The 23,352-nt window shown below is 61.0% G+C and carries 22 protein-coding genes; 11 read left to right on the forward strand and 11 right to left on the reverse strand.

What is annotated here, in order from left to right; all coding sequences use genetic code 11:
• Positions 1-15: 15 nt before the first annotated feature.
• Entirely contained in the window at positions 16-1,188 is a 1,173-nt protein-coding gene (gene mltA, locus SNL23_RS14390; RefSeq protein ID WP_318302558.1) for a murein transglycosylase A, read from the reverse strand.
• A 128-nt stretch (positions 1,189-1,316) separates the two neighbouring features.
• Here mltA and SNL23_RS14395 point away from each other — a divergent pair, with 128 nt between their 5' ends.
• Entirely contained in the window at positions 1,317-1,766 is a 450-nt protein-coding gene (locus SNL23_RS14395; protein WP_318302559.1) for a c-type cytochrome, read from the forward strand.
• Between the two features lie 6 nt (positions 1,767-1,772).
• On the opposite strand, the gene SNL23_RS14400 is transcribed toward SNL23_RS14395, so the two are convergent.
• From SNL23_RS14400 to SNL23_RS14420, 5 genes are all read right to left on the reverse strand, one after another.
• Positions 1,773-2,168: a DUF1090 domain-containing protein gene (locus SNL23_RS14400; protein ID WP_076017782.1), complete on the reverse strand. Its 396-nt coding sequence runs from the start codon at positions 2,166-2,168 to the stop codon at positions 1,773-1,775.
• 81 nt (positions 2,169-2,249) lie between these two features.
• Positions 2,250-3,923, reverse strand: a complete 1,674-nt coding sequence (gene ligB, locus SNL23_RS14405; RefSeq protein ID WP_412104215.1) for an NAD-dependent DNA ligase LigB — start codon at positions 3,921-3,923, stop codon at positions 2,250-2,252.
• Positions 3,924-4,033: 110 nt separating this feature from the next.
• Positions 4,034-4,375 (reverse strand): hypothetical protein, encoded by a 342-nt coding sequence (locus SNL23_RS14410; protein WP_076017784.1) that lies wholly within the window; start codon positions 4,373-4,375, stop codon positions 4,034-4,036.
• Positions 4,376-4,597: 222 nt separating this feature from the next.
• A complete protein-coding gene (gene metK, locus SNL23_RS14415) occupies positions 4,598-5,788 on the reverse strand; it encodes a methionine adenosyltransferase (protein WP_076017785.1) in 1,191 nt (396 codons plus the stop codon).
• A 19-nt stretch (positions 5,789-5,807) separates the two neighbouring features.
• The gene (locus SNL23_RS14420) at positions 5,808-6,803 is read right to left on the reverse strand and encodes an ArsR/SmtB family transcription factor (RefSeq protein WP_076017786.1); all 996 of its coding nucleotides are present in this window, start codon (positions 6,801-6,803) and stop codon (positions 5,808-5,810) included.
• A gap of 249 nt (positions 6,804-7,052) precedes the next feature.
• Here SNL23_RS14420 and tkt point away from each other — a divergent pair, with 249 nt between their 5' ends.
• From tkt to fba, 6 genes are all read left to right on the forward strand, one after another.
• The gene (gene tkt / locus SNL23_RS14425) at positions 7,053-9,050 is read left to right on the forward strand and encodes a transketolase (protein WP_167664121.1); all 1,998 of its coding nucleotides are present in this window, start codon (positions 7,053-7,055) and stop codon (positions 9,048-9,050) included.
• A 170-nt stretch (positions 9,051-9,220) separates the two neighbouring features.
• Positions 9,221-10,270 (forward strand): erythrose-4-phosphate dehydrogenase, encoded by a 1,050-nt coding sequence (gene epd, locus SNL23_RS14430; RefSeq protein ID WP_063026588.1) that lies wholly within the window; start codon positions 9,221-9,223, stop codon positions 10,268-10,270.
• 19 nt (positions 10,271-10,289) lie between these two features.
• Positions 10,290-11,453, forward strand: coding sequence for a phosphoglycerate kinase (locus SNL23_RS14435; protein WP_102605030.1), 1,164 nt, complete (start codon positions 10,290-10,292; stop codon positions 11,451-11,453).
• Between the two features lie 29 nt (positions 11,454-11,482).
• Positions 11,483-11,710, forward strand: a complete 228-nt coding sequence (locus SNL23_RS14440) for a hypothetical protein (protein WP_076017789.1) — start codon at positions 11,483-11,485, stop codon at positions 11,708-11,710.
• A 60-nt stretch (positions 11,711-11,770) separates the two neighbouring features.
• Positions 11,771-12,106 carry an MliC family protein gene (locus SNL23_RS14445; protein ID WP_076017790.1) on the forward strand — a complete coding sequence of 112 codons (336 nt, stop codon included), beginning with the start codon at positions 11,771-11,773 and terminating at the stop codon, positions 12,104-12,106.
• 162 nt (positions 12,107-12,268) lie between these two features.
• Complete coding sequence (fba, locus tag SNL23_RS14450) at positions 12,269-13,333, forward strand: class II fructose-bisphosphate aldolase (RefSeq protein ID WP_003177554.1); 1,065 nt, start codon at positions 12,269-12,271, stop codon at positions 13,331-13,333.
• A gap of 60 nt (positions 13,334-13,393) precedes the next feature.
• Here fba and SNL23_RS14455 read toward each other — a convergent pair whose 3' ends face one another.
• The 3 genes from SNL23_RS14455 to SNL23_RS14465 form a co-directional block, all read right to left on the reverse strand.
• On the reverse strand, positions 13,394-13,687 hold the full coding sequence (locus tag SNL23_RS14455) for a fructose-bisphosphate aldolase (RefSeq protein ID WP_167664124.1): 294 nt from the start codon (positions 13,685-13,687) through the stop codon (positions 13,394-13,396).
• 396 nt (positions 13,688-14,083) lie between these two features.
• Positions 14,084-15,313, reverse strand: coding sequence for an alanine racemase (alr, locus tag SNL23_RS14460; protein WP_318302560.1), 1,230 nt, complete (start codon positions 15,311-15,313; stop codon positions 14,084-14,086).
• 141 nt (positions 15,314-15,454) lie between these two features.
• The gene (locus SNL23_RS14465; protein ID WP_076017793.1) at positions 15,455-16,120 is read right to left on the reverse strand and encodes a polysaccharide lyase family 7 protein; all 666 of its coding nucleotides are present in this window, start codon (positions 16,118-16,120) and stop codon (positions 15,455-15,457) included.
• A gap of 308 nt (positions 16,121-16,428) precedes the next feature.
• Here SNL23_RS14465 and SNL23_RS14470 point away from each other — a divergent pair, with 308 nt between their 5' ends.
• From SNL23_RS14470 to SNL23_RS14480, 3 genes are read left to right on the forward strand one after another with little or no spacing between them, the layout of a single operon-like run.
• The gene (locus tag SNL23_RS14470) at positions 16,429-18,540 is read left to right on the forward strand and encodes a putative bifunctional diguanylate cyclase/phosphodiesterase (RefSeq protein ID WP_318302561.1); all 2,112 of its coding nucleotides are present in this window, start codon (positions 16,429-16,431) and stop codon (positions 18,538-18,540) included.
• A 43-nt stretch (positions 18,541-18,583) separates the two neighbouring features.
• Entirely contained in the window at positions 18,584-19,084 is a 501-nt protein-coding gene (locus tag SNL23_RS14475) for a M48 metallopeptidase family protein (RefSeq protein WP_076017795.1), read from the forward strand.
• Between the two features lie 19 nt (positions 19,085-19,103).
• Positions 19,104-19,400, forward strand: a complete 297-nt coding sequence (locus SNL23_RS14480) for a winged helix-turn-helix domain-containing protein (protein WP_318302562.1) — start codon at positions 19,104-19,106, stop codon at positions 19,398-19,400.
• A 115-nt stretch (positions 19,401-19,515) separates the two neighbouring features.
• On the opposite strand, the gene SNL23_RS14485 is transcribed toward SNL23_RS14480, so the two are convergent.
• A complete protein-coding gene (locus SNL23_RS14485; protein WP_076017797.1) occupies positions 19,516-19,968 on the reverse strand; it encodes a GNAT family N-acetyltransferase in 453 nt (150 codons plus the stop codon).
• 221 nt (positions 19,969-20,189) lie between these two features.
• Between SNL23_RS14485 and SNL23_RS14490 the strand changes: the two genes are divergently transcribed.
• The gene (locus SNL23_RS14490; protein WP_076017798.1) at positions 20,190-20,927 is read left to right on the forward strand and encodes a substrate-binding periplasmic protein; all 738 of its coding nucleotides are present in this window, start codon (positions 20,190-20,192) and stop codon (positions 20,925-20,927) included.
• Between the two features lie 119 nt (positions 20,928-21,046).
• Here SNL23_RS14490 and yccS read toward each other — a convergent pair whose 3' ends face one another.
• Positions 21,047-23,230, reverse strand: coding sequence for a YccS family putative transporter (gene yccS / locus SNL23_RS14495; protein ID WP_076017799.1), 2,184 nt, complete (start codon positions 23,228-23,230; stop codon positions 21,047-21,049).
• Positions 23,231-23,352 lie beyond the last annotated feature (122 nt).

Below are 23,352 nucleotides of genomic sequence, written 5' to 3' on the forward strand. Positions count from 1 at the left end.
GACCCTTGGTGTTCTTCAGGTGCCTGTCGGCGCATCGGGCACTTTCGGCAGCGCTGCGCCTTTTGGCCACAGCATCCAGATCTGGCCCTGCTGCTTCATGTTGCCCGCCAACTCACCAGCGGCATCACCGGTTCCCCAGAACAGGTCGGCGCGCACTTCGCCGGTAATTGCACCGCCGGTATCCTGCGCAGCCACCGGGCGGGCAATGGGTGCGCCATCCGGTCGCGTAGTCGACAGCCATAACAGGCTGCCCAGCGGAATCACCTTGCGATCCACCGCAACGCTATAACCCGCGGTCAACGGCACGTTCAGCGAGCCTCGCGGGCCTTCGTTGCTGTCGGGGCGGGCGCTGAAGAACACGTAGCTGGGGTTGCTTGCCAGCAATTCAGGAATGCGCTGCGGATGCGCCTTGGCCCAGGCCGCGATGGCGCCCATGGTCACGTCTTCTTTTTTCAGCTCACCTTGCTCAACCAGCCAGCGGCCGATGGGGCGGTACGGGTAGCCGTTCTGGTCGCCGTAACCGACACGCAATTGGCGGCCATCGGCCAGTTGGATGCGGCCCGAACCCTGAATCTGCAGGAATTGCAGGTCCATCGGGTTGGTCAGCCAGGCGATAGGCTTGGCGGTGGAGCCTTGCTGGTTGATGGCGCTGGCGTCGTCATAGGGTTTGAGTACCCGACCTTCCAGGCGACCGCGCAGGCGTTTGCCCTTGAGTTCCGGGTAGATACTTTCCAGGTTGACGATGATCAGGTCATCCGGCACGCCGAATACCGGCACGTGGGCGGTAGGGGTTTCGGTGAGGCTGCCGGGGTAAACCGGTTCGTAGTATCCGGTGATCAGGCCGTTGGGGCTGTTGTCAGCCGAACGCAGGCCGTAGACATCAAGGTTGGCCTTGAGGAAGTCGCGAATCGCCACTGCGGTCGACGGTACGGTGGCCGATGCCGCGCACGTCGTGCCCCACACTGGATCAGCCTTGAGTCGTTGGCAGGCACTGCGCCAGGATTCGAAGCCGGCTTGCAGGTCGCTGTCCGATACCGTCGGCAAGTTTTCCCAGGTGGCACTGGTGTAGGTCGCGATGGCGTGGGGCTTGGCTTTTTCATCTTTGCCGGTGTCGCAACCGGCCAGCAACGCGATCATTGGCAGAGCCCACGCCAGGCGGCGGCTCCAGGGTTTAAATCGGGTATTCATACACAAAATTCCTGAAGCGATTGCCCGCGCGGGTTGGCGCTCGAACAACCCTTATTATTAATAGGGGTATTGGTCTTTGCAGGCGGGGCGAGGATACTGGCCGCCGTTTCCCGTGACCTTGAGCCATCATGACTTTTAAAAGACTGACCGTTGTATTGCTGGCCTGCCTGACACTGTCCGCCTGTGGCGGAGTTGATCCGAATTCGCCCCTTGGCCAGCGCAAGGCGATTTTCAAGCAGATGCTCAAGACCGGCGAAGACCTGGGCGGCATGCTGCGTGGGCGCATTCCGTTCGACGGCGCCAAATTTGCCGAAGGCGCGGTCAAGCTTGATGCGTTGTCCCATGAACCGTGGAAACATTTCCCGAGCGTGCGTGAAGGAGACCACACCAGCGCCAAGGACGACGTGTGGCAGCAACAGGCACGCTTCCAGGAGATGGCCCGCAACCTTGAAGCGGCCACCGGTGAATTGGTGATCGCCAGCCAAGTCCAGCCCTACAGGGCCAGTAACCTGGGGCCGGCCGTGCAGAAAGTCGAAGATGCCTGCACCGCGTGCCATAAACAGTTCCGCGATCACTGAGGCGTCTTACTTGTCCAGATCGTCCAGGGCTTCCTGCAAGTCCTTGCGTGACTGGGCCAGCTTGTCCTTGCGCTTGTTGATCTTGTCGGAATCACCCTTTTTCATCGCCTTGTCGAGGTCGGCCTGACGCCGGCTGACTTCGTGCTTGGCGTCGAGCACCTTGTTTTCGCGCTCCTTTTTCAAAGAAGCGTCGGTGCAATTGGCAGTGACTTCACTCAAGGCTTTTTCCAGGCCGGCTTGCTGCTCGCTGTTGCCGTGGGCCTTGGCTTGTTCGATCTGGGTGCTGATGGCCTGGCGCTTGGCGGCGCAGCCGGTGAGCTGCGGGGTTTCCTCGGCCGCCAGCAGTGGTGTGGCCATAAAGGTTGCGACGGTCAACAAGGCAAAAGGTGCGAGAAACTTCATAAAGGCTCCAAAGGAAACAAGGTCGCAATCAGGTGGGCAGGATGAATTCTGCCGGCACCGGTTAATGCTGTCGGGCAGAGGTCAAAAACCATCTATCCCGGCAGCCCGTAATGTTTCACTCAAGGCCTGCACCTGCGGGTCGCGAAAAAAAGCGCTCAGTTGCGCCGCGCGGCCCGGGCCTATGCCATCTTCGGCCAGCCAGGCTTGAGTGTCTTTGGCGGCCAGGGTTTGCCAGCCGCCTTGTAGATTGTTGCGGGCCGTGGGCGGTACTCCCAGGGCCATCAGCCATTGCGCGAACGGGCGTTGCCGGGCGCCGCGCAAGCTGTCGAGTAAACGTGCACTGCTGCGTTCACCTAAGCCATCAATGTTAGCAAGCTCTGCCTCATCCAGGGTTAACCAATCGAGCAGCCCGGCGATTAGACCGGCCTGAATCAAAGTGTTCCAGGTTTCACGGCCAATATGTGGCAGGGCCAGCCCCTGGGCGCCGCTCAGCCAGGTCAGGCGCGCGAGCAATTGTTCCTCACAGCCCGGGGCCAGTTCCCAGCAACTCAGGGGATGAAAGTTGTTGGCCTGGGGGATCTGCAACTCGACCCGTGGCTGGCTACGCAGCACGACGTGGTCAAGGCGCGGAATGACCTGGCCGGCAAGGCTGATGGACACCTGGTCGCCAGGGCGAATATCCAGTTCCCGCCAGCGTTTCAGGGAGCCAACGCTGACCCGGCTGATTTTCCGGTCATCAAGCAGTACCGGCTCCAGTTCCAGGATGGAGGTGATGCGCCCGGTGCGCCCAATCTTGAAATGCACCTTGCGCACATGGGCCAGCGCTTTGACTACCGGGTATTTCCAGGCAACCGCCCAATAGGGCGAACTGACCCTCCAGCGCTTGGCCGGCGCTCGCTGGCCCTGATGCAACACCACGCCATCGCTGGCGAAGGGCAGTGGGTGGCTGTACCAGTAGCTGCGCCAGTGCGCTGCTTCGGCGATGTCCTTGATCGGATGGCTATAGCGCTCGCTGTCATTGAAGCCCCATTTCGCAAGCTGGCTCAGCCGTTCGGAAAAATCATCGGGGCCTTGGGGCCAAGCCCACACAAACAGCCCAATATTGGCGGCTTCGGCTTCGCTCAACTGCCGGCGATTCATCAGCCCGGCGACTTTACTGCGGGCGCCGAGGCCACCTTCGGCGGCCTGCACGTGATCATCCAGTCGCCAATAGAGTTCGCCTTGCAACAACAGGTCTACGGGCTCGGGCAGTTGCTGGACGATCCCGGGAATCCTGCGGGCGGAGGCTGACCAATCCTGGCCCAGCCGGCCATCGCCACGACTGATGACCCGGCTCAGTCGGCCCTTGCGGTAAACCAGCGTGACGGCGACGCCATCGACCTTGGGCTGAATCCATACGTCCTGGCGAGTGCTCAGCCAGGTTTGAACGGCATTGTCGTCCAGCAGTTTTTCCAGGCCGGTGTGTGGTGTCGGGTGAGCGATGGTGCCTCGTGCGCTGGCCAGCGGATTGTCCGTGGTCGGCGCGGAGGAGGCGAAGCAACTGCGCCATAGGCCAAGGCGCTGGCGGGCCTGGTCATAGAGCTCATCGCTGATCAATGACTGGCCGAGTCGATGATAGCTGTCATCCCACAAGCGGACTTGCTGCGCCAAGTCGGCGATCTGGGCCCGGGCGTGATCGGCCTCCCAGTCGGGACACTCCCGCGCCCACGCAATCAGCGGCGAGAGACTGAGTAAAAAGAAGAACAGCAAGCGCATAGGCAGCATCATCATGAGCATCCTTGCTCTGAAAGGGCGCCCAGACTAAGCCATCCCGGCGGGCATAAAAAAGCCCCGCAACCGCGAGGCTTTTTACCCGATGTTTCGGCTTACTTGAACAGACCACCCAACGCTTTCACGGTGTCGTTGCTGTCCGCCTTGGCCTGCTGCTTTTGTTGGCTGGCATCGAGCTTGGCCTGGGACTCGCCGACTTTTTTGCAACCTTTGTTTACTTGATCCAGAGCGGCCTGCATGGCCTTCACTTTCAATTCTTCGCCATTGGCTTTGGCCGCGTCGACCTTGGCCTGCAGGTCTGTGCCCTGTTTTTCGCAATCGCCGGAAGACACGCCCAGTTGGGAAGTCAGGCCGCTGAGTGCGCTCAAGTCGGCGTGCGCCGGCAGGGCAAACAGGCTGAGCAGAAGGGCGGCAGGGGCGAGTGTGGAAATGCGCATGGAAAACCTCAATGTACGATTGCCTGCGCGCTTATCGGTCCCGGGCAGGCGCAGTGCAATATCCAATAAGAGGTGAAGGCCCGGGAGGGCGCGGATTCTAGTGGGCCATCATTTAGCCTGCAAGCATTGGATCCAAAAAAGTGATTGTCGCCCGCAAATCATCCGGCAATAAAAAACCCTGCCGGGATAGCCCGGCAGGGTTTTGTGTTCACCGTAAGGCGATTACAGGCCGGCGGCAGTGCGCAGGTCGTTGGCGCGGTCGGTCTTTTCCCAGGTGAACGTGGTGAAGGTGTCGTTGCCGACAGTCTTCTGCTCAGGGGTGCGACCGAAGTGGCCGTAGGCCGCGGTTTCCTGGTACATCGGGTGCAGCAGGTCGAGCATGGTGGTGATTGCGTAAGGACGCAGGTCGAAGATTTCACGCACCAGCTTGACGATCTTGTCGTCGCTGATCTTGCCGGTACCGAAGGTGTTCAGCGAGATCGACGTAGGCTGGGCCACACCGATGGCGTAGGACACCTGGATCTCGCAACGCTCGGCCAGGCCGGCAGCCACGATGTTCTTGGCCACATAACGCCCGGCGTAGGCAGCCGAACGGTCAACCTTGGATGGATCCTTGCCGGAGAACGCGCCGCCGCCGTGACGGGCCATGCCGCCGTAGCTGTCGACGATGATCTTGCGACCGGTCAGGCCGCAGTCGCCTACCGGACCACCGATGATGAATTGGCCAGTCGGGTTGATGTGAAACTGGGTGTCTTTGGTCAGCAGTTCGGCAGGCAGTACGTGCTTGACGATCAGCTCCATGACGCCTTCGCGCAGGTCGCTGTAGGACACGTCCGGGTTGTGCTGGGTCGACAGTACAACCGCGTCGATGGCGACGACTTTGCCGCCTTCATAACGGCAGGTCACCTGGGACTTGGCGTCCGGGCGCAGCCATGGCAACACACCCGATTTACGGGCTTCGGCCTGGCGCTTCACCAACTGGTGGGAGAAGGTGATCGGTGCTGGCATCAGCACGTCGGTTTCGTTGCTGGCGTAGCCGAACATCAGGCCTTGGTCGCCGGCGCCCTGATCTTCAGGCTTGGCACGGTCGACACCCTGGTTGATGTCCGGGGACTGCTTGCCGATGATGTTCATCACGCCGCAGGTCGCGCCGTCGAAGCCGACGTCGGAGCTGTTGTAGCCAATGTCGATGATCACGTCACGAACGATCTGCTCCAGGTCTACCCAGGCAGAGGTGGTGACTTCGCCGGCGATGATCGCCACGCCCGTTTTCACCAGAGTCTCGCACGCCACTCGGGCGAACTTGTCTTCAGCAATGATGGCGTCCAGCACCGCGTCAGAGATCTGGTCGGCGATTTTGTCCGGATGCCCTTCAGACACGGACTCGGAGGTGAAAAGGGAGTATTCGCTCATCTCGATGTTTTCCTGATATTTACCGATGGTGAGTGTCGCCAGCCGGCCGCTGAAAATGGCGGACCTGAATCTGGAAACCATTACGTAAACCTACATAGAGGCTTTCCCCGGGAACGAGTCCCGCAGCGGTGGCCCAACGGGCCAGATCGTCCTGTTCAAAACCCAGCCAGAGATCACCGCAGGCCTCCCTGGCCCAGCTCTGGTTGTGGCTGCATAAATCTGTGACCAACAGGCTGCCGCCTGGTTGCAGCAAATTCGCCATCTGCTTGAGGGCTTCTGCCGGGGCTGCGAAATGGTGCAGGACCATGTTCAGCACCACGCAATCGGCCCGCAGGCTGGTGTCATTCAGGGCGTCCGCCAACTGCAGGTGGACATTGCCCAGCGCCTCGCGCTCACACAATTGGCGGGCCAATTCCAGCATCGCCGGGCTGTTGTCCAGCGCCGTGACCTGATGAAAGCGACGCGCCAGCTCCGGCAAAAAACCACCATCGCCGGGGCCCACTTCAACCGCCGTTGCCTCATCACTGAAGCTCAGCTTGTCCAAAAGTGCCAACACGCTTTCGCGGTATTGCGCCAAGCCGGCGATCAGGTCCTGCTGGGCGCGAAACTTCTCGGCTACCCGTGAGAAAAAGTCCTGGCTGGCCGCAGCGCGTTGCCCGTGCACCTGGCTGATGCGCGACTGCACATCAGCCGGCAGGGCCAGGCTGTCTATTTCTTCCAGCAGCGCAGCGTGCAGCCTGCCGCCCAACTGTTCGGTGTGGGGCAGGGCACGACGGTAAAAAATCGCATTGCCTTCGCGGCGGGTTGCCACCAGGTCGGCCTGGGCCAGCACCTTCAAGTGGTGGCTCATGCCGGACTGGCCGATGGCGAAGATCTGCGCCAGTTCCAATACCCCGAACGAATCGTTGGTCAGCGCGCGCAATACATTCAGGCGCAACGGGTCGCCGCCGGCCTTGCACAGGGCTGCCAGCTCGTCGCTGTCGTCGGGGCGAATGGAAGATGCGCTTAAGTTCATAAGGCCAGCAGTCTAGAGACGGTGGGAAAACCCCGCAAGGCCAATATCAAAAAGTTTTGATATTGGTCGATAATCGGTGGTTATAAGCAGCCGCTATAACCCATAGACGAAGCGGGGGGCGGTTTCTCCAGCCAATCGGCAGGAAAAACGCCCCCAAGTGACTATCTGTCATTGCCCCGAGGGCCGTGGCTGAGGGAAAATGCCGATCCTTTTTTCCGTTTCTTTTATTCAACCTCCAGGAGATCAGCGATGCCCAGCCGTCGTGAGCGTGCCAACGCCATTCGTGCCCTCAGCATGGATGCCGTGCAAAAAGCCAACAGCGGCCATCCCGGTGCCCCGATGGGCATGGCGGATATCGCCGAGGTACTTTGGCGTGACTACCTGAAACACAACCCGAGCAACCCGTCGTTCGCCGACCGTGACCGGTTCATTCTGTCCAACGGCCACGGCTCGATGCTGATCTACTCGTTGCTGCACCTGACCGGCTACGACGTCACCATCGACGACCTGAAAAACTTCCGCCAGATCCACAGCCGCACCCCGGGCCACCCGGAATACGGCTACACCCCTGGCGTCGAGACCACCACCGGTCCACTCGGCCAGGGCCTGGCCAACGCCGTGGGTTTTGCCCTGGCTGAAAAAGTGTTGGGCGCACAGTTCAACCGTCCAAACCACAACGTTGTCGACCACCACACCTACGTGTTCCTGGGTGATGGCTGCATGATGGAAGGCATTTCCCACGAAGTCGCTTCCCTGGCCGGTACCCTGGGCCTGGGCAAGCTGATTGCCTTCTACGATGACAACGGCATCTCCATCGACGGCGAAGTCGAAGGCTGGTTCACCGACGACACGCCAAAGCGTTTCGAAGCCTACAACTGGCAGGTGATCCGCAACGTCGACGGCCACGATCCTGAAGAGATCAAGACCGCCATCGAGACCGCCCGCAAGAGCGAGCAACCGACCCTGATCTGCTGCAAGACCACCATCGGCTTCGGTTCGCCGAACAAGCAAGGTAAAGAAGACTGCCACGGCGCCCCACTGGGTGACGCGGAAATCGCCCTGACCCGCGCTGCGCTGAAGTGGAACCACGGCCCGTTCGAAATCCCGGCTGACATCTACGCCGAGTGGGACGCCAAGGAAGCCGGTCTGGCTGTCGAAGCCGAGTGGGACCAGCGTTTTGCTGCCTACTCCGCTGAATTCCCTGAGCTGGCCAACGAACTGGTACGCCGCCTCGCGGGTGACCTGCCTGCCGACTTCTCGGAAAAAGCCTCGGCCTACATCGCCGAAGTGGCTGCCAAGGGCGAAACCATCGCCAGCCGCAAAGCCAGCCAGAACACCCTGAACGCGTTCGGCCCGCTGCTGCCTGAGTTCCTCGGCGGTTCGGCTGACCTGGCCGGTTCCAACCTGACCCTGTGGAAAGGTTGCAAAGGTGTCTCGGCGGAAGACGCCAGCGGCAACTACATGTACTACGGCGTGCGCGAATTCGGCATGAGCGCCATCATGAACGGCGTCGCCCTGCACGGCGGCCTGGTGCCTTACGGCGCGACCTTCCTGATGTTCATGGAATACGCCCGCAACGCAGTACGCATGGCGTCGCTGATGAAGAAGCGTGTGATCTTCGTCTACACCCACGACTCCATCGGCCTGGGCGAAGACGGCCCGACGCACCAGCCGGTCGAGCAACTGACCAGCCTGCGCACCACGCCGAACCTGGACACCTGGCGCCCGTCGGACGCAGTCGAATCGGCTGTGGCCTGGAAGCACGCAATCGAGCGTAAAGACGGCCCTTCGGCGCTGATCTTCTCCCGTCAGAACCTGCAGCACCAAACGCGCGACGCTGCGCAGATCGAAGGCATCAGCCGTGGTGGCTACGTGCTGAAAGACTGCATCGGCGAGCCGGAGCTGATCCTGATCTCCACCGGTTCCGAAGTGGGCCTGGCGGTTCAGGCTTACGACAAGCTGACGGCAGACGGTCGCAATGTGCGCGTGGTTTCCATGCCGTGCACCAGCGTCTTCGAAGCCCAGGATGCGGACTACAAGCAATCGGTGTTGCCGTTGCAGGTCAGCGCGCGTATCGCCATCGAAGCGGCTCACGCCGACTACTGGTACAAGTACGTGGGCCTGGAAGGCCGCGTGATCGGCATGACCACCTACGGTGAGTCGGCGCCGGCGCCAGCGTTGTTCGAAGAGTTCGGCTTCACCCTGGAAAACATCCTGGGTCAGGCTGAAGAGCTGCTGGAAGACTAAAAGCTCGAACGCGGTGACCCTTTGGTTGCCGCATCCACTGTAGGAGCGAGCTTGCTCGCGAAGATCGTCAACGATAACGCAGCGTTTCTGGTTTAACGCGGCGCTCTCGGGTTCTTCGCGAGCAAGCTCGCTCCTACAATGGTTTGTGTCGCCCACAATGCGAGAACCCCATGCCTCAACCGCGTCCCTACAAAGTTGCACTCAACGGCTACGGCCGGATTGGTCGTTGCGTCTTGCGTGCTCTGTTCGAGCGAGGGGCGGCTGCCGGGTTTGAAATTGTTGCGATCAACGATCTGGCTGACATGGCCAGCATCGAATACCTGACACGCTTTGACTCCACTCACGGCCGGTTCCCCGGCGAAGTGCGGGTTGAAGACGACTGTCTGCATATTAATGGCAACTGCGTGAAGGTGTTGCGCAGTGCCACCCCCGAGGGCATCGACTGGGCGGCGCTGGACGTCGACCTGGTGTTGGAATGCTCCGGTGCTTACCACACCCGTGCCGACGGCCAGCGGTTTCTCGACGCCGGCGCGCCGCGGGTCCTGTTCTCCCAGCCGATGGCCAGCGAGGCGGATGTCGACGCCACCATCGTCTATGGCGTGAACCAGGATTGCCTGACCGGCGCCGAACTGCTGGTGTCCAACGCCTCCTGCACCACCAACTGCGGCGTGCCGCTGTTGCGCCTGTTGGACCAGGCGATCGGCCTGGAATACGTGTCGATCACCACCATTCACTCGGCGATGAACGATCAGCCGGTGATCGATGCCTACCACCATGAGGACCTGCGTCGCACGCGTTCGGCGTTTCAGTCAGTGATTCCGGTGTCCACCGGGCTGGCGCGCGGTATCGAGCGACTGTTGCCGGAACTTGCCGGGCGAATCCAGGCCAAAGCCGTACGGGTACCGACGGTGAATGTGTCTTGCCTGGACATCACCATGCAAACCGTCAGCGACACCGACGCCGGCGAGGTCAACCGGATCCTGCGCGACGCCGCCACCAGCGGCCCGCTCAAAGGCCTGTTGGCCTACACCGAGTTGCCCCACGCCAGCTGTGATTTCAACCATGACCCGCATTCGGCCATCGTCGATGCCAGCCAGACCCGCGTTTCCGGCCCACGGCTGGTGAACATCCTGGCGTGGTTCGACAACGAATGGGGTTTTGCCAACCGTATGCTGGACGTTGCAGAGCACTATCTGCAAACAGCCTCTCCACAACTTTAGCTCTCAGGAATTGCCACCCATGACCGTGTTGAAGATGACCGACCTCGATCTGCAAGGTAAGCGCGTACTGATCCGCGAAGACCTCAACGTCCCAGTCAAGGACGGTGTTGTCACCAGCGATGCGCGAATCCTGGCCTCGCTGCCGACCATCAAGCTGGCCCTGGAAAAAGGCGCGGCCGTGATGGTCTGCTCCCACCTGGGTCGCCCGACCGAAGGTGAGTTCTCGGCAGAAAACAGCCTCAAGCCTGTGGCCGAGTACCTGAGCAAGGCCCTGGGCCGCGACGTGCCGCTGGTTGCCGACTACCTGAACGGCGTGGACGTGAAGGCCGGCGACATCGTGCTGTTCGAAAACGTGCGCTTCAACAAGGGCGAGAAAAAGAACAGCGACGAACTGGCCCAGCAATACGCTGCCCTGTGCGACGTGTTCGTGATGGACGCCTTCGGTACCGCTCACCGTGCCGAGGGTTCGACCCACGGCGTGGCCAAGTTCGCCAAAGTTGCTGCAGCTGGCCCGTTGCTGGCGGCTGAGCTGGATGCACTGGGCAAGGCGCTGGGTGCTCCGGCCCAACCGATGGCCGCCATCGTTGCCGGCTCCAAGGTCTCCACCAAGCTCGACGTGTTGAACAGCCTGAGCCAGATCTGCAACCAGTTGATCGTCGGCGGCGGCATTGCCAACACCTTCCTGGCGGCTGCCGGTCACCCGGTGGGCAAATCGCTGTACGAGCCGGACCTGCTGGACACCGCCCGCGCCATCGCCGCCAAGGTCAGCGTGCCGCTGCCGGTGGACGTAGTCGTGGCCAAGGAATTCGCTGAAAGCGCCGAAGCCACCGTCAAGCTGATCGCTGATGTGGCCGCCGACGACATGATCCTGGATATCGGCCCGCAAACTGCCGCCAACTTCGCTGAACTGCTGAAGTCGTCCCAGACCATCCTGTGGAACGGCCCGGTTGGTGTGTTTGAGTTCGACCAGTTCGGCAACGGCACCAAAGTGCTGGCCCATGCGATCGCTGAAAGCTCGGCATTCTCCATCGCCGGTGGTGGCGACACCCTGGCAGCCATCGATAAATATGGCGTTGCTGACCAGATCTCCTACATTTCTACCGGTGGTGGTGCATTCCTCGAATTCGTCGAAGGCAAGGTACTGCCGGCTGTCGAAGTGCTGGAAAGCCGAGCGAAGGGCTGAAGCACTTGCTGAGGAAAAGGAGCATTCCGATGATCAAGTCGTTGGCACTGGTAATAGCAGCGGGCGTATTGGCCGGCTGCGGCAGCACGCCTAAAGCGGCGCCCGAGTCTGAAAAGCCCGGGGCTGACCCGCGCAAGAGTTGCTATCAGGCTGACTGGCAAGCCGAAACCATGCCGGTGATCAGCAAGCGCATCGGGCCGGACGGGTTGGAGAAATACGACTCTGCGCCCAACGGTCAGGAACAGGGTTGCCCTTGACGGGTCTGATTCACTAACCGACAGCAGCGGTGGCCGCAGGTCGCCGCTTGAGGATTGGCAATGAAAGGCGTTTTCGCCCTGGCAGCACTGGCGTTATTGGCCGGATGCACCAACCTGAACATGTTCGAAAAGAAGGCAGAGCCGGTAGACAAGTGGACCACCTGGACGTGTGACAGCCAGGCGCAAGTCAACTGGCGCTTTGCCGACCAGGCCCGCACCCAGGTGGATGTACGCCTCGGCGGCTCAGACCAGGTGTACCGCCTCAAGCAGGAAGTGGCGGCTTCGGGCGTGCTGTACAGCGACGGCCAGTTGGCGTTTCACACAAAGGGTGAGGAAGGCCTGGTTTACTGGGTTGCCACCGACGATTTGATCGGGCGTGGCTGTAAAGCGATGTAGGAGCTGGCTTGCCTGCGAAGGGGCCATCAGCCGCACCGAAATACTGATTTAACGATTAAGCAAGGCAGGCTTTGAAAGCCTGACCTTCAATAACTTGAATAGCAGCCGCCGCTACGGCAGGCTTGCACGATTAACGACCCTCGACCGGGAGAGAGACTCACAATGGCACTTATCAGCATGCGCCAGATGTTGGACCACGCAGCCGAATTCGGCTATGGCGTTCCAGCCTTCAACGTCAACAACCTTGAGCAGATGCGCGCCATCATGGAAGCCGCTGACAAGACTGACTCTCCAGTGATCGTCCAGGCTTCGGCCGGCGCGCGCAAATACGCCGGTGCTCCGTTCCTGCGTCACCTGATCCTCGCCGCGATCGAAGAATTCCCGCACATCCCGGTGTGCATGCACCAGGACCACGGCACCAGCCCTGACGTGTGCCAGCGCTCCATCCAACTGGGCTTCAGCTCGGTCATGATGGACGGTTCCCTGGGCGAAGACGGCAAGACCCCGACCGACTACGAATACAACGTCCGCGTCACCCAGCAAACCGTGGCCATGGCTCACGCCTGCGGTGTTTCGGTTGAAGGCGAGCTGGGCTGCCTGGGTTCCCTGGAAACCGGCATGGCCGGTGAAGAAGACGGCATCGGCGCCGAAGGCGTACTGGATCACAGCCAAATGCTGACCGATCCGGAAGAAGCCGCTGACTTCGTCAAGAAAACCCAAGTTGACGCCCTGGCCATCGCCATCGGCACCAGCCACGGCGCCTACAAATTCACCAAGCCACCTACCGGCGACGTGTTGGCCATCGACCGCATCAAGGAAATCCACAAGCGCATCCCGAACACCCACCTGGTGATGCACGGTTCTTCCTCGGTACCGCAAGAGTGGCTGGCGATCATCAACCAGTACGGCGGCGACATCAAAGAAACCTACGGCGTGCCGGTTGAAGAAATCGTTGAAGGCATCAAGTACGGCGTACGTAAGGTCAACATCGACACCGACCTGCGCCTGGCCTCCACCGGTGCGATGCGTCGCCTGATGGCCACCAACCCGAGCGAATTTGACCCACGTAAATTCTTCGGCGCTACCGTGACGGCCATGCGTGACGTGTGTATCGCGCGTTATGAAGCTTTCGGTACTGCGGGTAATGCTTCGAAGATCAAGCCGATCTCCCTGGAAGCGATGTACCAGCGTTACCTGAAAGGTGAGTTGAACGCCAAGGTGAACTAAGCCTTATGCGTTAATGAAGAAGCCCGCAGCGATGCGGGCTTTTTTGTGGCTGAAATTTGATCAGGCGGCTGTGGGTGTGTCGAAGCTGCGGTGTTCGATGACGCGGAATACGTCGCTTACGTCCTGCACCAGGATGCGGGCGGTGTTGGCTACGTGGTTCAGGTCACGCTCCGCAAAATCGGGCAGGCTGGAGCAGGCCATCAGGTTGAGGTGTTCGAGGGCGGCGTTGAGGCGTTCACGCAGGCAGGCGTGCAGGTCCGTGAGTGGTGCATCGCTGTCGATCAATAGCACGGGGTATTCGGTGGCTGTTTCGGTGCAAGGGGTGAAACGGCGGGGTGGGAGTTGTGGCTTCATGGCAAATCCTTAACTCAAGAGAAGATTAGCCACCGTTTGCTGCGAAACAAATGGGGTGGCAGTTGTACGCGGGTTCGCAGACCGAGGAGTTAAGACCCGGCAGACCCGAAGGTCTCCCACGTACAACCGCCATAAAAAACCGAGCATTGGCAGGACTGCCTATGTCGTATTTTGACGGGTACGGTATTAACTCTGTAGGGCTGCGAAACCCTATCGCCAATCACTGCTGGCGACGGGGCGAACTATAAGCGCCGAGTCCAACCGCTGCAACCGGCCATCTGTAGGAGCGAGCTTGCTCGCGAAGGTCGCGAACGATAACGCGGGAAGCCGGATGAAGCGCGGCGGTCTCGGGTTTTTCGCGAGCAAGCTCGCTCCTACAGTAAGCAGTGATGCAGCTTATTTATCCACCAACACCTTAGGATTGGAATTGCCCCAAACCGTATACAGATCCGCCAGCAACGCACCGTTGATGTCTTCAACCTCCGCCTGGCTGGTCTCCACCGCGCCCTGCTTGCCGAACAACACCACCTCATCGCCGCTCTTAACGGTCGGCACGTCGGTGACATCTACCATCAGCGTGTTCATCGACACCTTGCCCACCACCGGCACCCGGTGCCCGTTGATCAGCACCACGCCTTTGTTGGTAAACGCCCGGCGATAGCCGTCGGAATAACCGACGGTGATGTTCGCCAGTTTCGAATCCCGCGCCAGGGTGTAGGTGCGGTCGTAGCCCACGGTGTTGCCCTTCGGGTAGCTGTTGACCGACGCCACGTGGGATTTGAACTGCATCACGCGCTTGTATTCGGTGAACGACGGCACGGTATCGCCAAACAGCAGGCCGCCCGGACGAACCATGTCCAGCCGTGACTCGGGCACTTCCAGGGTGGCGAAGGAGTTGGCGGCGTGCAGGGTGATTTTGCTGCGGTCGAGCTGGGCGACGTTGATCAGCCAGTTGGCTTGTTCGTTGAACGCCTTGAGCCCGGTGCGCACGTCGGCGGCATCTTCAACGGCGAAGTGGGTCATGATCGCCGTCACCTGCAGGTTCGGCACCTTGGTAATGGCTACGGCGTCGCGGCGGCCTTGGGCGGTGGTCATTTCCACGCCGTTGCGGCTCATACCGCTGGAGTTCAGGCCCAGGTGCACGACCAGCGGGCGGCCGTGGTTTTCGGCGATCAGGCTGGCGCGCACGGCGAAGTCCAGATTGCCCACCAGCTCTTCGACGTTATACGGCAACGCAGCTTCCAGCTCGCTCAGGGCGGCGGTGCGTACGCGGATCAGTTGGCCCTTGAAGCCGCTTTCACGGACCACGCGGGCTTCTTCGTTGCTGGCGATGCCGACGCAGGGTACGCCCAATTTGATCACCGAAGGCATCAGTAAACCGATGCCGTGACCGTAGGCATCCGCCTTGAGCACGGCGCAGATTTTCGATTTGTCGGCGAGGCTGGCTTGCAGGGTGCGGATGTTGTTTTCGAAGGCGACTTTGTTGATTTCGACCCAGGCGTTGCTGTCCTGGATATTGACCTGGGCCACCCCGTCGGCCATCGAGAGAGGCGGGGCGGCGAAGGCCGGGTTTTGCAGCAGAGCCATGCCCATAGAGAGGGCGAGCAGGGTGCGGGAAAAGGGCATTGGGCAGTCTCCATGACTTTCTTATAGGGGGTAGTGCGCGTGCGCGGCGCCATACTCGGATTGTCCTACAAGAAAGTCGAGACCCTGGGTCGCGGTTCTGTCCTAAAGCGTCGTGGGACCGGTCGCTGAAGCGAATCAGCTTCAGTCGTGATCAATATCCAGCTTGGCAAACGTCACCCGGGCGCCTTCCTTGCTGTTGCCGCTGTTGTCCTGCACGTAGGCACCGGCCTTGAAGTACAGCGGCTGTTTGCCCCACGCAGCACCGATGCGTTCGTTCCACTGCCCGTTGGCCGCGTCGACGCTCAGCAGGCCAGCCTTGTTCAGGTGGATGACGTAGGTGAAGTCGCGGTCCAGCGGTACGTTCTCGGCAACGATGATCACCCGGCCTTCTGACTCGTCGGGGCGCATGCGCACCTTGGCGACGATGTTGCCGGTCTGGGTTTTTTCCTTGTATTGGTACTCGACCTTGATCAGTGGCTTCTGGCTTTCGTAGGCGTGGATTTGACCGATCACCACCTTGCCGGACGACGGCACCTTGTTGACCGCCAACGTGGCACGCAGGAAATTGTCGGCGTCGCTGTAGAGCCAGTTGCGCAGGCGGCCGTCGGAGTAGGTTTCACGCAGTTCGCTGCGGGGGTAAACCGCGTTTTCGGTACGCGTGCCGGTGACCGGGGTCCAGAATTGCACGCTGCTGCCTTCGGCCTGGAAGTATTGGTCCTTGAACCCGCTGAGCAGTTTCGGGGTGTCGATGGTCGAGGGCGGGGAGCCGACGGGGATGCTCAGGTTCCAGGTGGACAGATCAATCATTGAATACGCCTTTAACGGGGAGAGAAGGCCTTGGCTCGGGAGCCGGCACTTTCTTTATAGGTGGCTCGAAATGGATTGTTAATGATTTTGTGGCGGATTGTTGGCGCCAATCAAATGTCAAAAAGCCATGTTTCCCGTAAACCGCGGGCTGTAGACACTGACCGTTAGTCGGTTGTCTGGAGTTTGGCGCAATGATGGCACCGTCGTGGCTTCTGCTTTATCGGATCCAAGGCTAGAGTGAGCCCTTATTGTTTATCCGGTTTTGTCGCAAAAATGACCGGAATGACGCCGACGAAAGAGAAGCAGCAATGGAATGCGCTCCAATCAAGCCCCGCGATGGTTGTTCAGTGCTTCTGGTGGTCGATGACTATCCCGAAAACCTGATCAGCATGCGTGCGCTATTGCAGCGTGAAGACTGGCATGTGGTGACGGCAGCATCCGGGGTTGAAGCCTTGGAATTGCTGCTAGAGCATGACGTCGACCTGGTGCTGCTCGATGTAATGATGCCCGGTATGGACGGGTTCGAGGTGGCTCGGCTGATGCGGGGCAGCCAGCGCACGCAACTGACCCCGATCATCTTTCTCAGCGCCCACGCCCAGTCGCCGGCGGCGATGCTGGAAGGGTATGCCAGCGGCGCAATCGACTACCTGCTGAAACCCTTCGATCCCAATATCCTCAAGCCCAAGGTCCAGGCCCTGCTGGAGCACCAGCGCAATCGCCGGGCCTTGCAGCGGCTGAGCCACGACCTTGAATCCGCCCGTGCCTTCAATGCCTCGGTGCTGGACAATGCCGCCGAAGGCATCCTGGTGGTGGGCGAGGACGGTGTGATCAGCTACGCCAACCCGGCGATTTCGCGGCTGCTGAATGCGCCGGTTGCCGAGCTACAGGGCGCCGAGTTCCTCGATTTTTTGCAAAAGCCCCACGTGCCCGCCTGGTCTGACTCGGCTTTGTACGAAGGTTACAAACGCGGCGAAACCTGGCGCCTGCACGACGCGATTTTGCGCACCGTGCCCGGCCAGCAGCTGCCGGTGGCGATGTCGTGTGCGCCGCTGCCGGCCGAGCAGAAAGCCATGGTGGTGACGGTGCTGGACATGTCCGAGGTGCGCCATCTGCATCAGCAACTGGAGTTCCAGGCGGTGACCGACCCGCTGACCGGCTTGCTCAATCGGCGCGGGTTTCACCAGTCCGTGGAGAATGTGCTCCTGCGCAGTGAGCGTAACGAACAGTCGCTGGTGCTGCTGTACCTGGACCTCGACGGGTTCAAGCGGGTCAATGATTCCCTGGGCCACGACGCCGGTGACCGGGTGCTGCGCTGGGTCGCGGAGCAGTTGAAAGCGTGCCTTCGTTCTTATGACATTCTTGGACGCATGGGCGGGGATGAATTCACCGCGCTGTTGGAGCTGGAGTTCCCGGAGCAGGCGGCCAAAATTGCGGAAAAACTGATCGAACGGGTGTCGATCTGTCAGCAGGTTGACGGTTTGGATGTGATGCTCGGGGTCAGTATCGGTATTGCCACGTTCCCGGACTGCGGCTCGGACCTCAACGGCCTGCTGCGCGCGGCGGACGTCGCCATGTACGAAGCCAAGCGCGCCGGACGTCAGCAATATCGCTATTACGACCAGGAAATGAACGGCCGCGCCCGCTCGCGCTTGATGCTCGAGGACAGTGTGCGCAGCGCCATCGACAGCAAGGATTTCACCCTGGTGTACCAGCCGCAGGTGTCGTTGCACGACGGCCAGCTGCGGGGTGTCGAGGCGCTGCTGCGCTGGCAGCATCCGAGCGTTGGCGATGTGCCGCCGGGGCTGTTTTTGCCGTTGCTGGAAGAGGCGCGGCTGATCAGCCAATTGAGCACCTGGATCTACCAGCAGGTGGCCGCCCAGCGGCAGGCATGGAAGTCGGTGTTCGGCGACGAGTTGGTGCTGAGCGTGAGTTTGAGCAGCAGCCAGTTCAATATGCCGAACCTCGCCAGCCAGCTGCAGCAGGTGCTGGATCGACATGGGCTGCAGGGCCGGCAGCTTGAGGTGGAGATCAGCGAAGAAAGCCTGATGCACAACCTGGATGAGTCCACCAAGCAGCTCAAGCTGTTGCGCCAGGCCGGTGTGCGGATTGCGCTGGATGATTTCGGCGCCGGGAACTGTTCCCTGGCGCACCTGCGGGACCTGGAATTCGACACCCTCAAGCTCGACCCGAAGCTGGTCGCTCGCCTGCCGGGCTCATCCCGGGACGCGGCGATGGCGCGGAGCATTATCGAACTGTGCCGGCACTTCGATCTGCTGGTGATTGCCGAGGGCGTCGAGACACAGGAGCAAGTCGAATGGCTCAAGGCCAACGGTTGCCAGTTCATCCAGGGGCCGCAGGTGGCGGCCCCGTTGATAGCGGACGAAGTCGCCAACTGGCACCTGCGCGCAGCGTCCCGCTGAATTCGCTACACTGGCGGCCATTCAAATACCCGTTGTTGACCTCATGACCGCGCTGAAATACCTCCAGGCCTACCCCCCAGCATTGCAGGAGCAAGTGCGTCAGTTGATTGCCAAGGACCAACTCGGGGACTACCTGACCCAGCGCTACCCCGAGCGGCACGGGGTGCAGAGCGACAAAGCGCTGTACAACTACGCCCAGGCCTTGAAGCAGGAACACCTGCGCAACGCCCCGGCCATCGACAAAGTGCTGTTCGATAACCGCCTGGACCTGACCCACCGCGCCCTCGGCCTGCACACCACCATCTCCCGGGTGCAGGGCGGCAACCTCAAATCGAAGAAAGAAATCCGCATCGCCTCGCTGTTCAAGGAAGCCGCGCCGGAGTTTCTGCGCATGATCGTGGTACACGAACTGGCGCACTTCAAGGAATCGGACCACAACAAGGCGTTCTACAAACTCTGTGAATACATGCTGCCGGGCTACCATCAGGTGGAATTCGACCTGCGGGTATACCTGACCTGGCGGGACATGCAGGGCAAGCCCTAACCTTCAAAGGCGATCGAGCATGGATGTGAGCAAGACCAAAAGCAGCTTCTACCGGCGCTTGTATGTGGCGTATCTGATCGACAGCCAGCTGGCCAGCAGCGTCCCGGCCCTGACCGAAGTCACGGGCATGCCCCGGCGCACTGCCCAGGACACGATTGCGGCGTTGGCGGATTTGGACATTGTGTGTGAGTTTGAGCAGGAAGACGGCGCCCGCAACCATGCCGGGCGCTTTCGGATTCACAGTTGGGGCGCGATCGAGCCGCGCTGGATCGAGGCGAACCTGGCGAGCATTAAACAGGTGTTGGGGTACCCCTGAAGGTTTGTGGTGACCGGGCTGACGCCTTCGCGAGCAAGGCCGCTCCCACATTCGACCGCATTCCAAAGGTGGGACTCGGTCAAATGTGGGAGCGGGCTTGCTCGCGAAGAGGCCGTCATGCCCTGCGCATGCCTATATGTGGAATGTCATCCTCAAGGTATTCCTCACCCGCCACCACAAACCCGTACCGCCCGTAATACCCCTGCAAATGCGCCTGGGCCGACAGATAGATCGGCACGTCGGGCCACTGTTTCTCCGCCTGCCTGAGAGCCTCATCCATCATCTCGTGCCCCAGCCCGGTGCCCCGCGCACTCGGTGCGACGATCACCCGGCCGATCACCACATCGCCGCCCTGGGATTCAGGATCAAGCAGGCGCAGGTAGGCCTGCAATTGACCGTCGCTCCAGGCCATCAGGTGATGGGTGTCGCCGTCCAGGTCCTGGCCATCGATGTCTTGGTACACGCATTTCTGCTCGACAACGAAGACCTCCGAGCGCAGGCGCAAAATGGCGTACAGCTGCTCCTTGCCCAAGTCACTGTGGTGTTTGCAGACCCATTCGACTGTCATGGTGTTCTCTCGGCTAATTGTCTGGTCAGGATAGTAAGCGCGTGGGAGGCGAGTGTCTAAATTGCGGCTTTTTTGTGAGTGAGATCAATTTGCCATCATTCTGTGCATGCGCCGCTGCTGTCTTTGTGTAATCTGCAGTGCAGGCTCATTGATGAGCTACTGTTAAACCCTCGGGTTCAACCCTGAGGTCAGGCCATAGAACGCCCGCCAAGGACTTGAGCATGCCGCGATTTTCTCGTGCCGTTGCTTTGATCGGTTTGTTGTTGCTGGCCCAGACGGCGGCGGCAGAACGCTTGCGCCTGGTGGCGGATGCCTGGCCGCCGTTTACCGATGCCACCCTGATCAATGGGGGGTTGGCCACCGACATCGTCACCACCGCCCTGGCCCGCGCCGGCTATGCCAGTGACTTTGAACAGGTGCCCTGGGCCCGAGCGCTGATGGGCGTGGGCGATGGGCGTTACGACGTGCTGGTCAACGCCTGGTACGACGATGCGCGTACTCAGTTGGGGCAGTTTTCCGGTGAGTACTTGCTCAATCGGGTGCTGTTTCTAAAGCGTCGGGATGACGCCATTGAGTACCAGAACCTGCAACAACTCCACGACTATCCCATCGCAGTGGTGCGCGGCTATGCCTATTCCGCGGCGTTCGACGCTGATCCGCAATTGCAGAAAGTCCCTGTGCATAACTTCGCCATGGCCGTACGCATGCTGGCGGCGCAGCGGGTGCGGCTGACGGTGGAGGATGAATTCGTCGCCCGCTACTACCTGGCGCGGGAGTCCGCTACCGTGCGTAATGCGGTGGAGTTTTTGCCGATGCCGCTGAGCGAGAACAGCCTGCACATTTTGGTCAGCCTGAAAAATCCGCAGCATGAGCAGATTGTCGCCGGGTTTGATCGGGAGATCGCCAGGATGAAGGCGGATGGTAGCTATGCGCGGTTGATGAAGCAGCATGGGATGTAGTGGGGCTAATGGCCCCTTCGCGAGCAAGTCGAATCGTCGCACCGCCCCTCCCACATTCGACCGCATTCCAAAGGTGGAACTCGGTCGAATGTGGGAGCGGGCTTGCTCGCGAAAGGGGTTCAGGCTTCGCTGGTGTCTTTGATCAGGTGAGCCGCCAGTGTGCGCAACGGCCCCAACTGCCGGCAGATCAACGCCAGTTGCGTCTGCACCAGCCGCTGCCCTTCATCAATCTCATCCGGCATCTGCTCCAGGTCCACCGCCAAGGCTTCTTCCGCATCACTCTGAATCGCGATCGGTTGCTTGTTGGCCAGCCCCGTGGCGATCTCGTCGATACTCGCCGCCAGCGTCTTCCCGGCGCCTTCGATCAAGTGCTCGCGCACCTCCGCCGGCAATTGGGTTTCCCGGTGCGCACCCAGCCCCGACAGGTAGCTGAGCAGTGTGTGGGACAGCACCAGGAACCTGAACCCCACATCCGCCTCCTTACGGAAATGCCCCGGCTCCATCAGCATATTCGCCAGGGTGGTGGACAGCGCGGCGTCGGCGTTGTGGGCATTGCGCCGGGCCAGGCGGTAAGCCAGGTCGTCGCTTTTGCCCGCGGCGTACTGCTGCATGATCTGGCGCAGGTAGATGCTGTTGCAGGTCAGGGTGTTGGCCAGCACTTTGTTCAGGCGTCGGCCCTGCCAGTCCGGCAGGAACAGGAACACCGCCAGCCCGGCGATCAGGCTGCCGAGCAAGGTATCGAACAAGCGTGGCAGGAACAGCCCGTAGCCGTCGCCCACCTGATTGAAGCAGAACAGCACCATCAGCGTGATCGCAGCGGTCGCCAGGGTGTAGCGCGTGGTGCGGTTGATAAAGAACACCAGGCCGGCGGCGATGGCGAACATCGACTGGATCAGCGGGTTGGGGAACAGGTCGAACAGCGCCCAGGCGATGGTCAGGCCGATGGCGGTGCCGATGATCCGCTGGCCCAGCTTGCGCCGGGTGGCGCCGTAGTTCGGCTGGCACACGAACAGGGTGGTGAGGATGATCCAGTAGCCCTGGGACGGGTGAATCAAGTGCACCATCCAATAGCCGATGCTCAGTGCCAGGGGCAGGCGCAGGGCGTGGCGGAACAGCAAGGAGGTTGGCGTCAGTTGCGTGCGCAGGCGGGTCCACATCTCCTTGAGGTTGCGCGGGGCTCGATCCAGCAGGCTGCTGTCGGTGGCATCGGCCAGGCTGTCGGGGTTGGCGGCGTCGCCGAGCAGGCGGTCCAGGGTCGACAGGTTGGCGGCCAGGGCACGCAGGGAGCGCAGCAGGCCGCGCCAGGCCGGGTTGCTCTGAATGCGCAGGTGTTCCAGGGAGGCATTCAGGTCGCCCAGGGCTTCGGCGAAGCTGTCGTCATAGACGAAGGGCTGGCGCAGCTGGATCGATTCGGCGAGGGTCTGGCAGGCTTTGCCTTGCTGGCGCAGCAGGCGCTGGCAGCGGAACAGCACGTCGCTGTGGAAGAAGGCGTCGGCGAGTGCGTTGTAAGGGTAGTGCGAGGAGCTGGCGCGTTCGTGGATGTCCTGGGCCAGGAAATACAGCTTGAGGTAGCGGCTGACCTTGGAGCCCGGGCGGCCATTGCCGACCCGGTGCAGGATGATCTCTTTGGCCGCGTTCAGTGCTGCCACCACCCGGCCGTTTTGCTGCGCCAGTTCCAGGCGTCGTGCTTCCACATCCAGCTGGCGGATCGGTTCGAACAGCGACGACTTGAGCTTGAGGTAGCGTCCCAGCTCACGAAACAACCGCGCCAGGCTCTGCTGCACTGGCTGGTTGGAAAACAGCACCTGCCACAGCACCGACAGCGCGCCATACCACGCGGCACCGGCCACCAGCAGCAAGGGTTCATGCCAGAAGTCCGTGACCGCACCCCCGCGCTGGTCCACGCCGATCATGGTGTAGACCGACAGAATCAGGGTGGCCGAAGCGATCGCCCCATAACGCTCGCCCAGCGCACCGAGCATGGTCAGGCCGAAGCTGGAAAGAGCCAGGAAGATCGCGAAGATCCAGGGATAGGGGAAGAGCAGTTCGACGGACAGTGCCGCAGTGCTGAAACACACCAGTGTCACGGCCAGGGCGTTGAGCCGGCCTTGCCAGTTGTCATCGGTCTCGGCCAGGGCGCTGGCGATAATCCCCAGGAACAACGGGATCAGCAGCGCCATTTCATTCTGGTACCAGCACAGCGCCATGCTGCCGGTCAGGGCGATGAATACCCGTACGCTGTAACTGAATTTATCCAGTGCCCAAAGGCGCCGCATGGACTGCTTGAAGGAGGTCGATGACATGAAGGCTGGGGTCTTCCGGGACGATGCCGCTAAATTGAGCCAGTAATGACGCCACGGCAAGCGTGGCGATCACATCTCAGAGCAAAATTTATTCCAGTCATTACTTCCAAGCACACCACGAA

Origin of the sequence: Pseudomonas sp. SED1 (genome assembly GCF_034044025.1) — a bacterium.
In the GTDB taxonomy this organism is placed as follows: Bacteria; Pseudomonadota; Gammaproteobacteria; order Pseudomonadales; family Pseudomonadaceae; genus Aquipseudomonas.

Excerpts from the sequence above, each read along its gene's own strand:
- fba (WP_003177554.1), top strand. The coding sequence starts at position 12,269 with ATGGCACTTATCAGCATGCGCCAGATGTTGGACCACGCAGCCGAATTC.
- SNL23_RS14435 (WP_102605030.1), top strand. The coding sequence starts at position 10,290 with ATGACCGTGTTGAAGATGACCGACCTCGATCTGCAAGGTAAGCGCGTA.
- SNL23_RS14490 (WP_076017798.1), top strand. The coding sequence starts at position 20,190 with ATGCCGCGATTTTCTCGTGCCGTTGCTTTGATCGGTTTGTTGTTGCTG.
- SNL23_RS14410 (WP_076017784.1), bottom strand. The coding sequence starts at position 4,375 with ATGCGCATTTCCACACTCGCCCCTGCCGCCCTTCTGCTCAGCCTGTTT.
- SNL23_RS14480 (WP_318302562.1), top strand. The coding sequence starts at position 19,104 with ATGGATGTGAGCAAGACCAAAAGCAGCTTCTACCGGCGCTTGTATGTG.
- yccS (WP_076017799.1), bottom strand. The coding sequence starts at position 23,230 with ATGTCATCGACCTCCTTCAAGCAGTCCATGCGGCGCCTTTGGGCACTG.
- metK (WP_076017785.1), bottom strand. The coding sequence starts at position 5,788 with ATGAGCGAATACTCCCTTTTCACCTCCGAGTCCGTGTCTGAAGGGCAT.
- SNL23_RS14470 (WP_318302561.1), top strand. The coding sequence starts at position 16,429 with ATGGAATGCGCTCCAATCAAGCCCCGCGATGGTTGTTCAGTGCTTCTG.
- alr (WP_318302560.1), bottom strand. The coding sequence starts at position 15,313 with ATGCCCTTTTCCCGCACCCTGCTCGCCCTCTCTATGGGCATGGCTCTG.
- SNL23_RS14445 (WP_076017790.1), top strand. The coding sequence starts at position 11,771 with ATGAAAGGCGTTTTCGCCCTGGCAGCACTGGCGTTATTGGCCGGATGC.
- SNL23_RS14455 (WP_167664124.1), bottom strand. The coding sequence starts at position 13,687 with ATGAAGCCACAACTCCCACCCCGCCGTTTCACCCCTTGCACCGAAACA.
- ligB (WP_412104215.1), bottom strand. The coding sequence starts at position 3,923 with ATGCGCTTGCTGTTCTTCTTTTTACTCAGTCTCTCGCCGCTGATTGCG.
- SNL23_RS14395 (WP_318302559.1), top strand. The coding sequence starts at position 1,317 with ATGACTTTTAAAAGACTGACCGTTGTATTGCTGGCCTGCCTGACACTG.
- mltA (WP_318302558.1), bottom strand. The coding sequence starts at position 1,188 with ATGAATACCCGATTTAAACCCTGGAGCCGCCGCCTGGCGTGGGCTCTG.
- SNL23_RS14420 (WP_076017786.1), bottom strand. The coding sequence starts at position 6,803 with ATGAACTTAAGCGCATCTTCCATTCGCCCCGACGACAGCGACGAGCTG.
- SNL23_RS14465 (WP_076017793.1), bottom strand. The coding sequence starts at position 16,120 with ATGATTGATCTGTCCACCTGGAACCTGAGCATCCCCGTCGGCTCCCCG.
- SNL23_RS14485 (WP_076017797.1), bottom strand. The coding sequence starts at position 19,968 with ATGACAGTCGAATGGGTCTGCAAACACCACAGTGACTTGGGCAAGGAG.
- SNL23_RS14475 (WP_076017795.1), top strand. The coding sequence starts at position 18,584 with ATGACCGCGCTGAAATACCTCCAGGCCTACCCCCCAGCATTGCAGGAG.
- tkt (WP_167664121.1), top strand. The coding sequence starts at position 7,053 with ATGCCCAGCCGTCGTGAGCGTGCCAACGCCATTCGTGCCCTCAGCATG.
- SNL23_RS14440 (WP_076017789.1), top strand. The coding sequence starts at position 11,483 with ATGATCAAGTCGTTGGCACTGGTAATAGCAGCGGGCGTATTGGCCGGC.
- SNL23_RS14400 (WP_076017782.1), bottom strand. The coding sequence starts at position 2,168 with ATGAAGTTTCTCGCACCTTTTGCCTTGTTGACCGTCGCAACCTTTATG.
- epd (WP_063026588.1), top strand. The coding sequence starts at position 9,221 with ATGCCTCAACCGCGTCCCTACAAAGTTGCACTCAACGGCTACGGCCGG.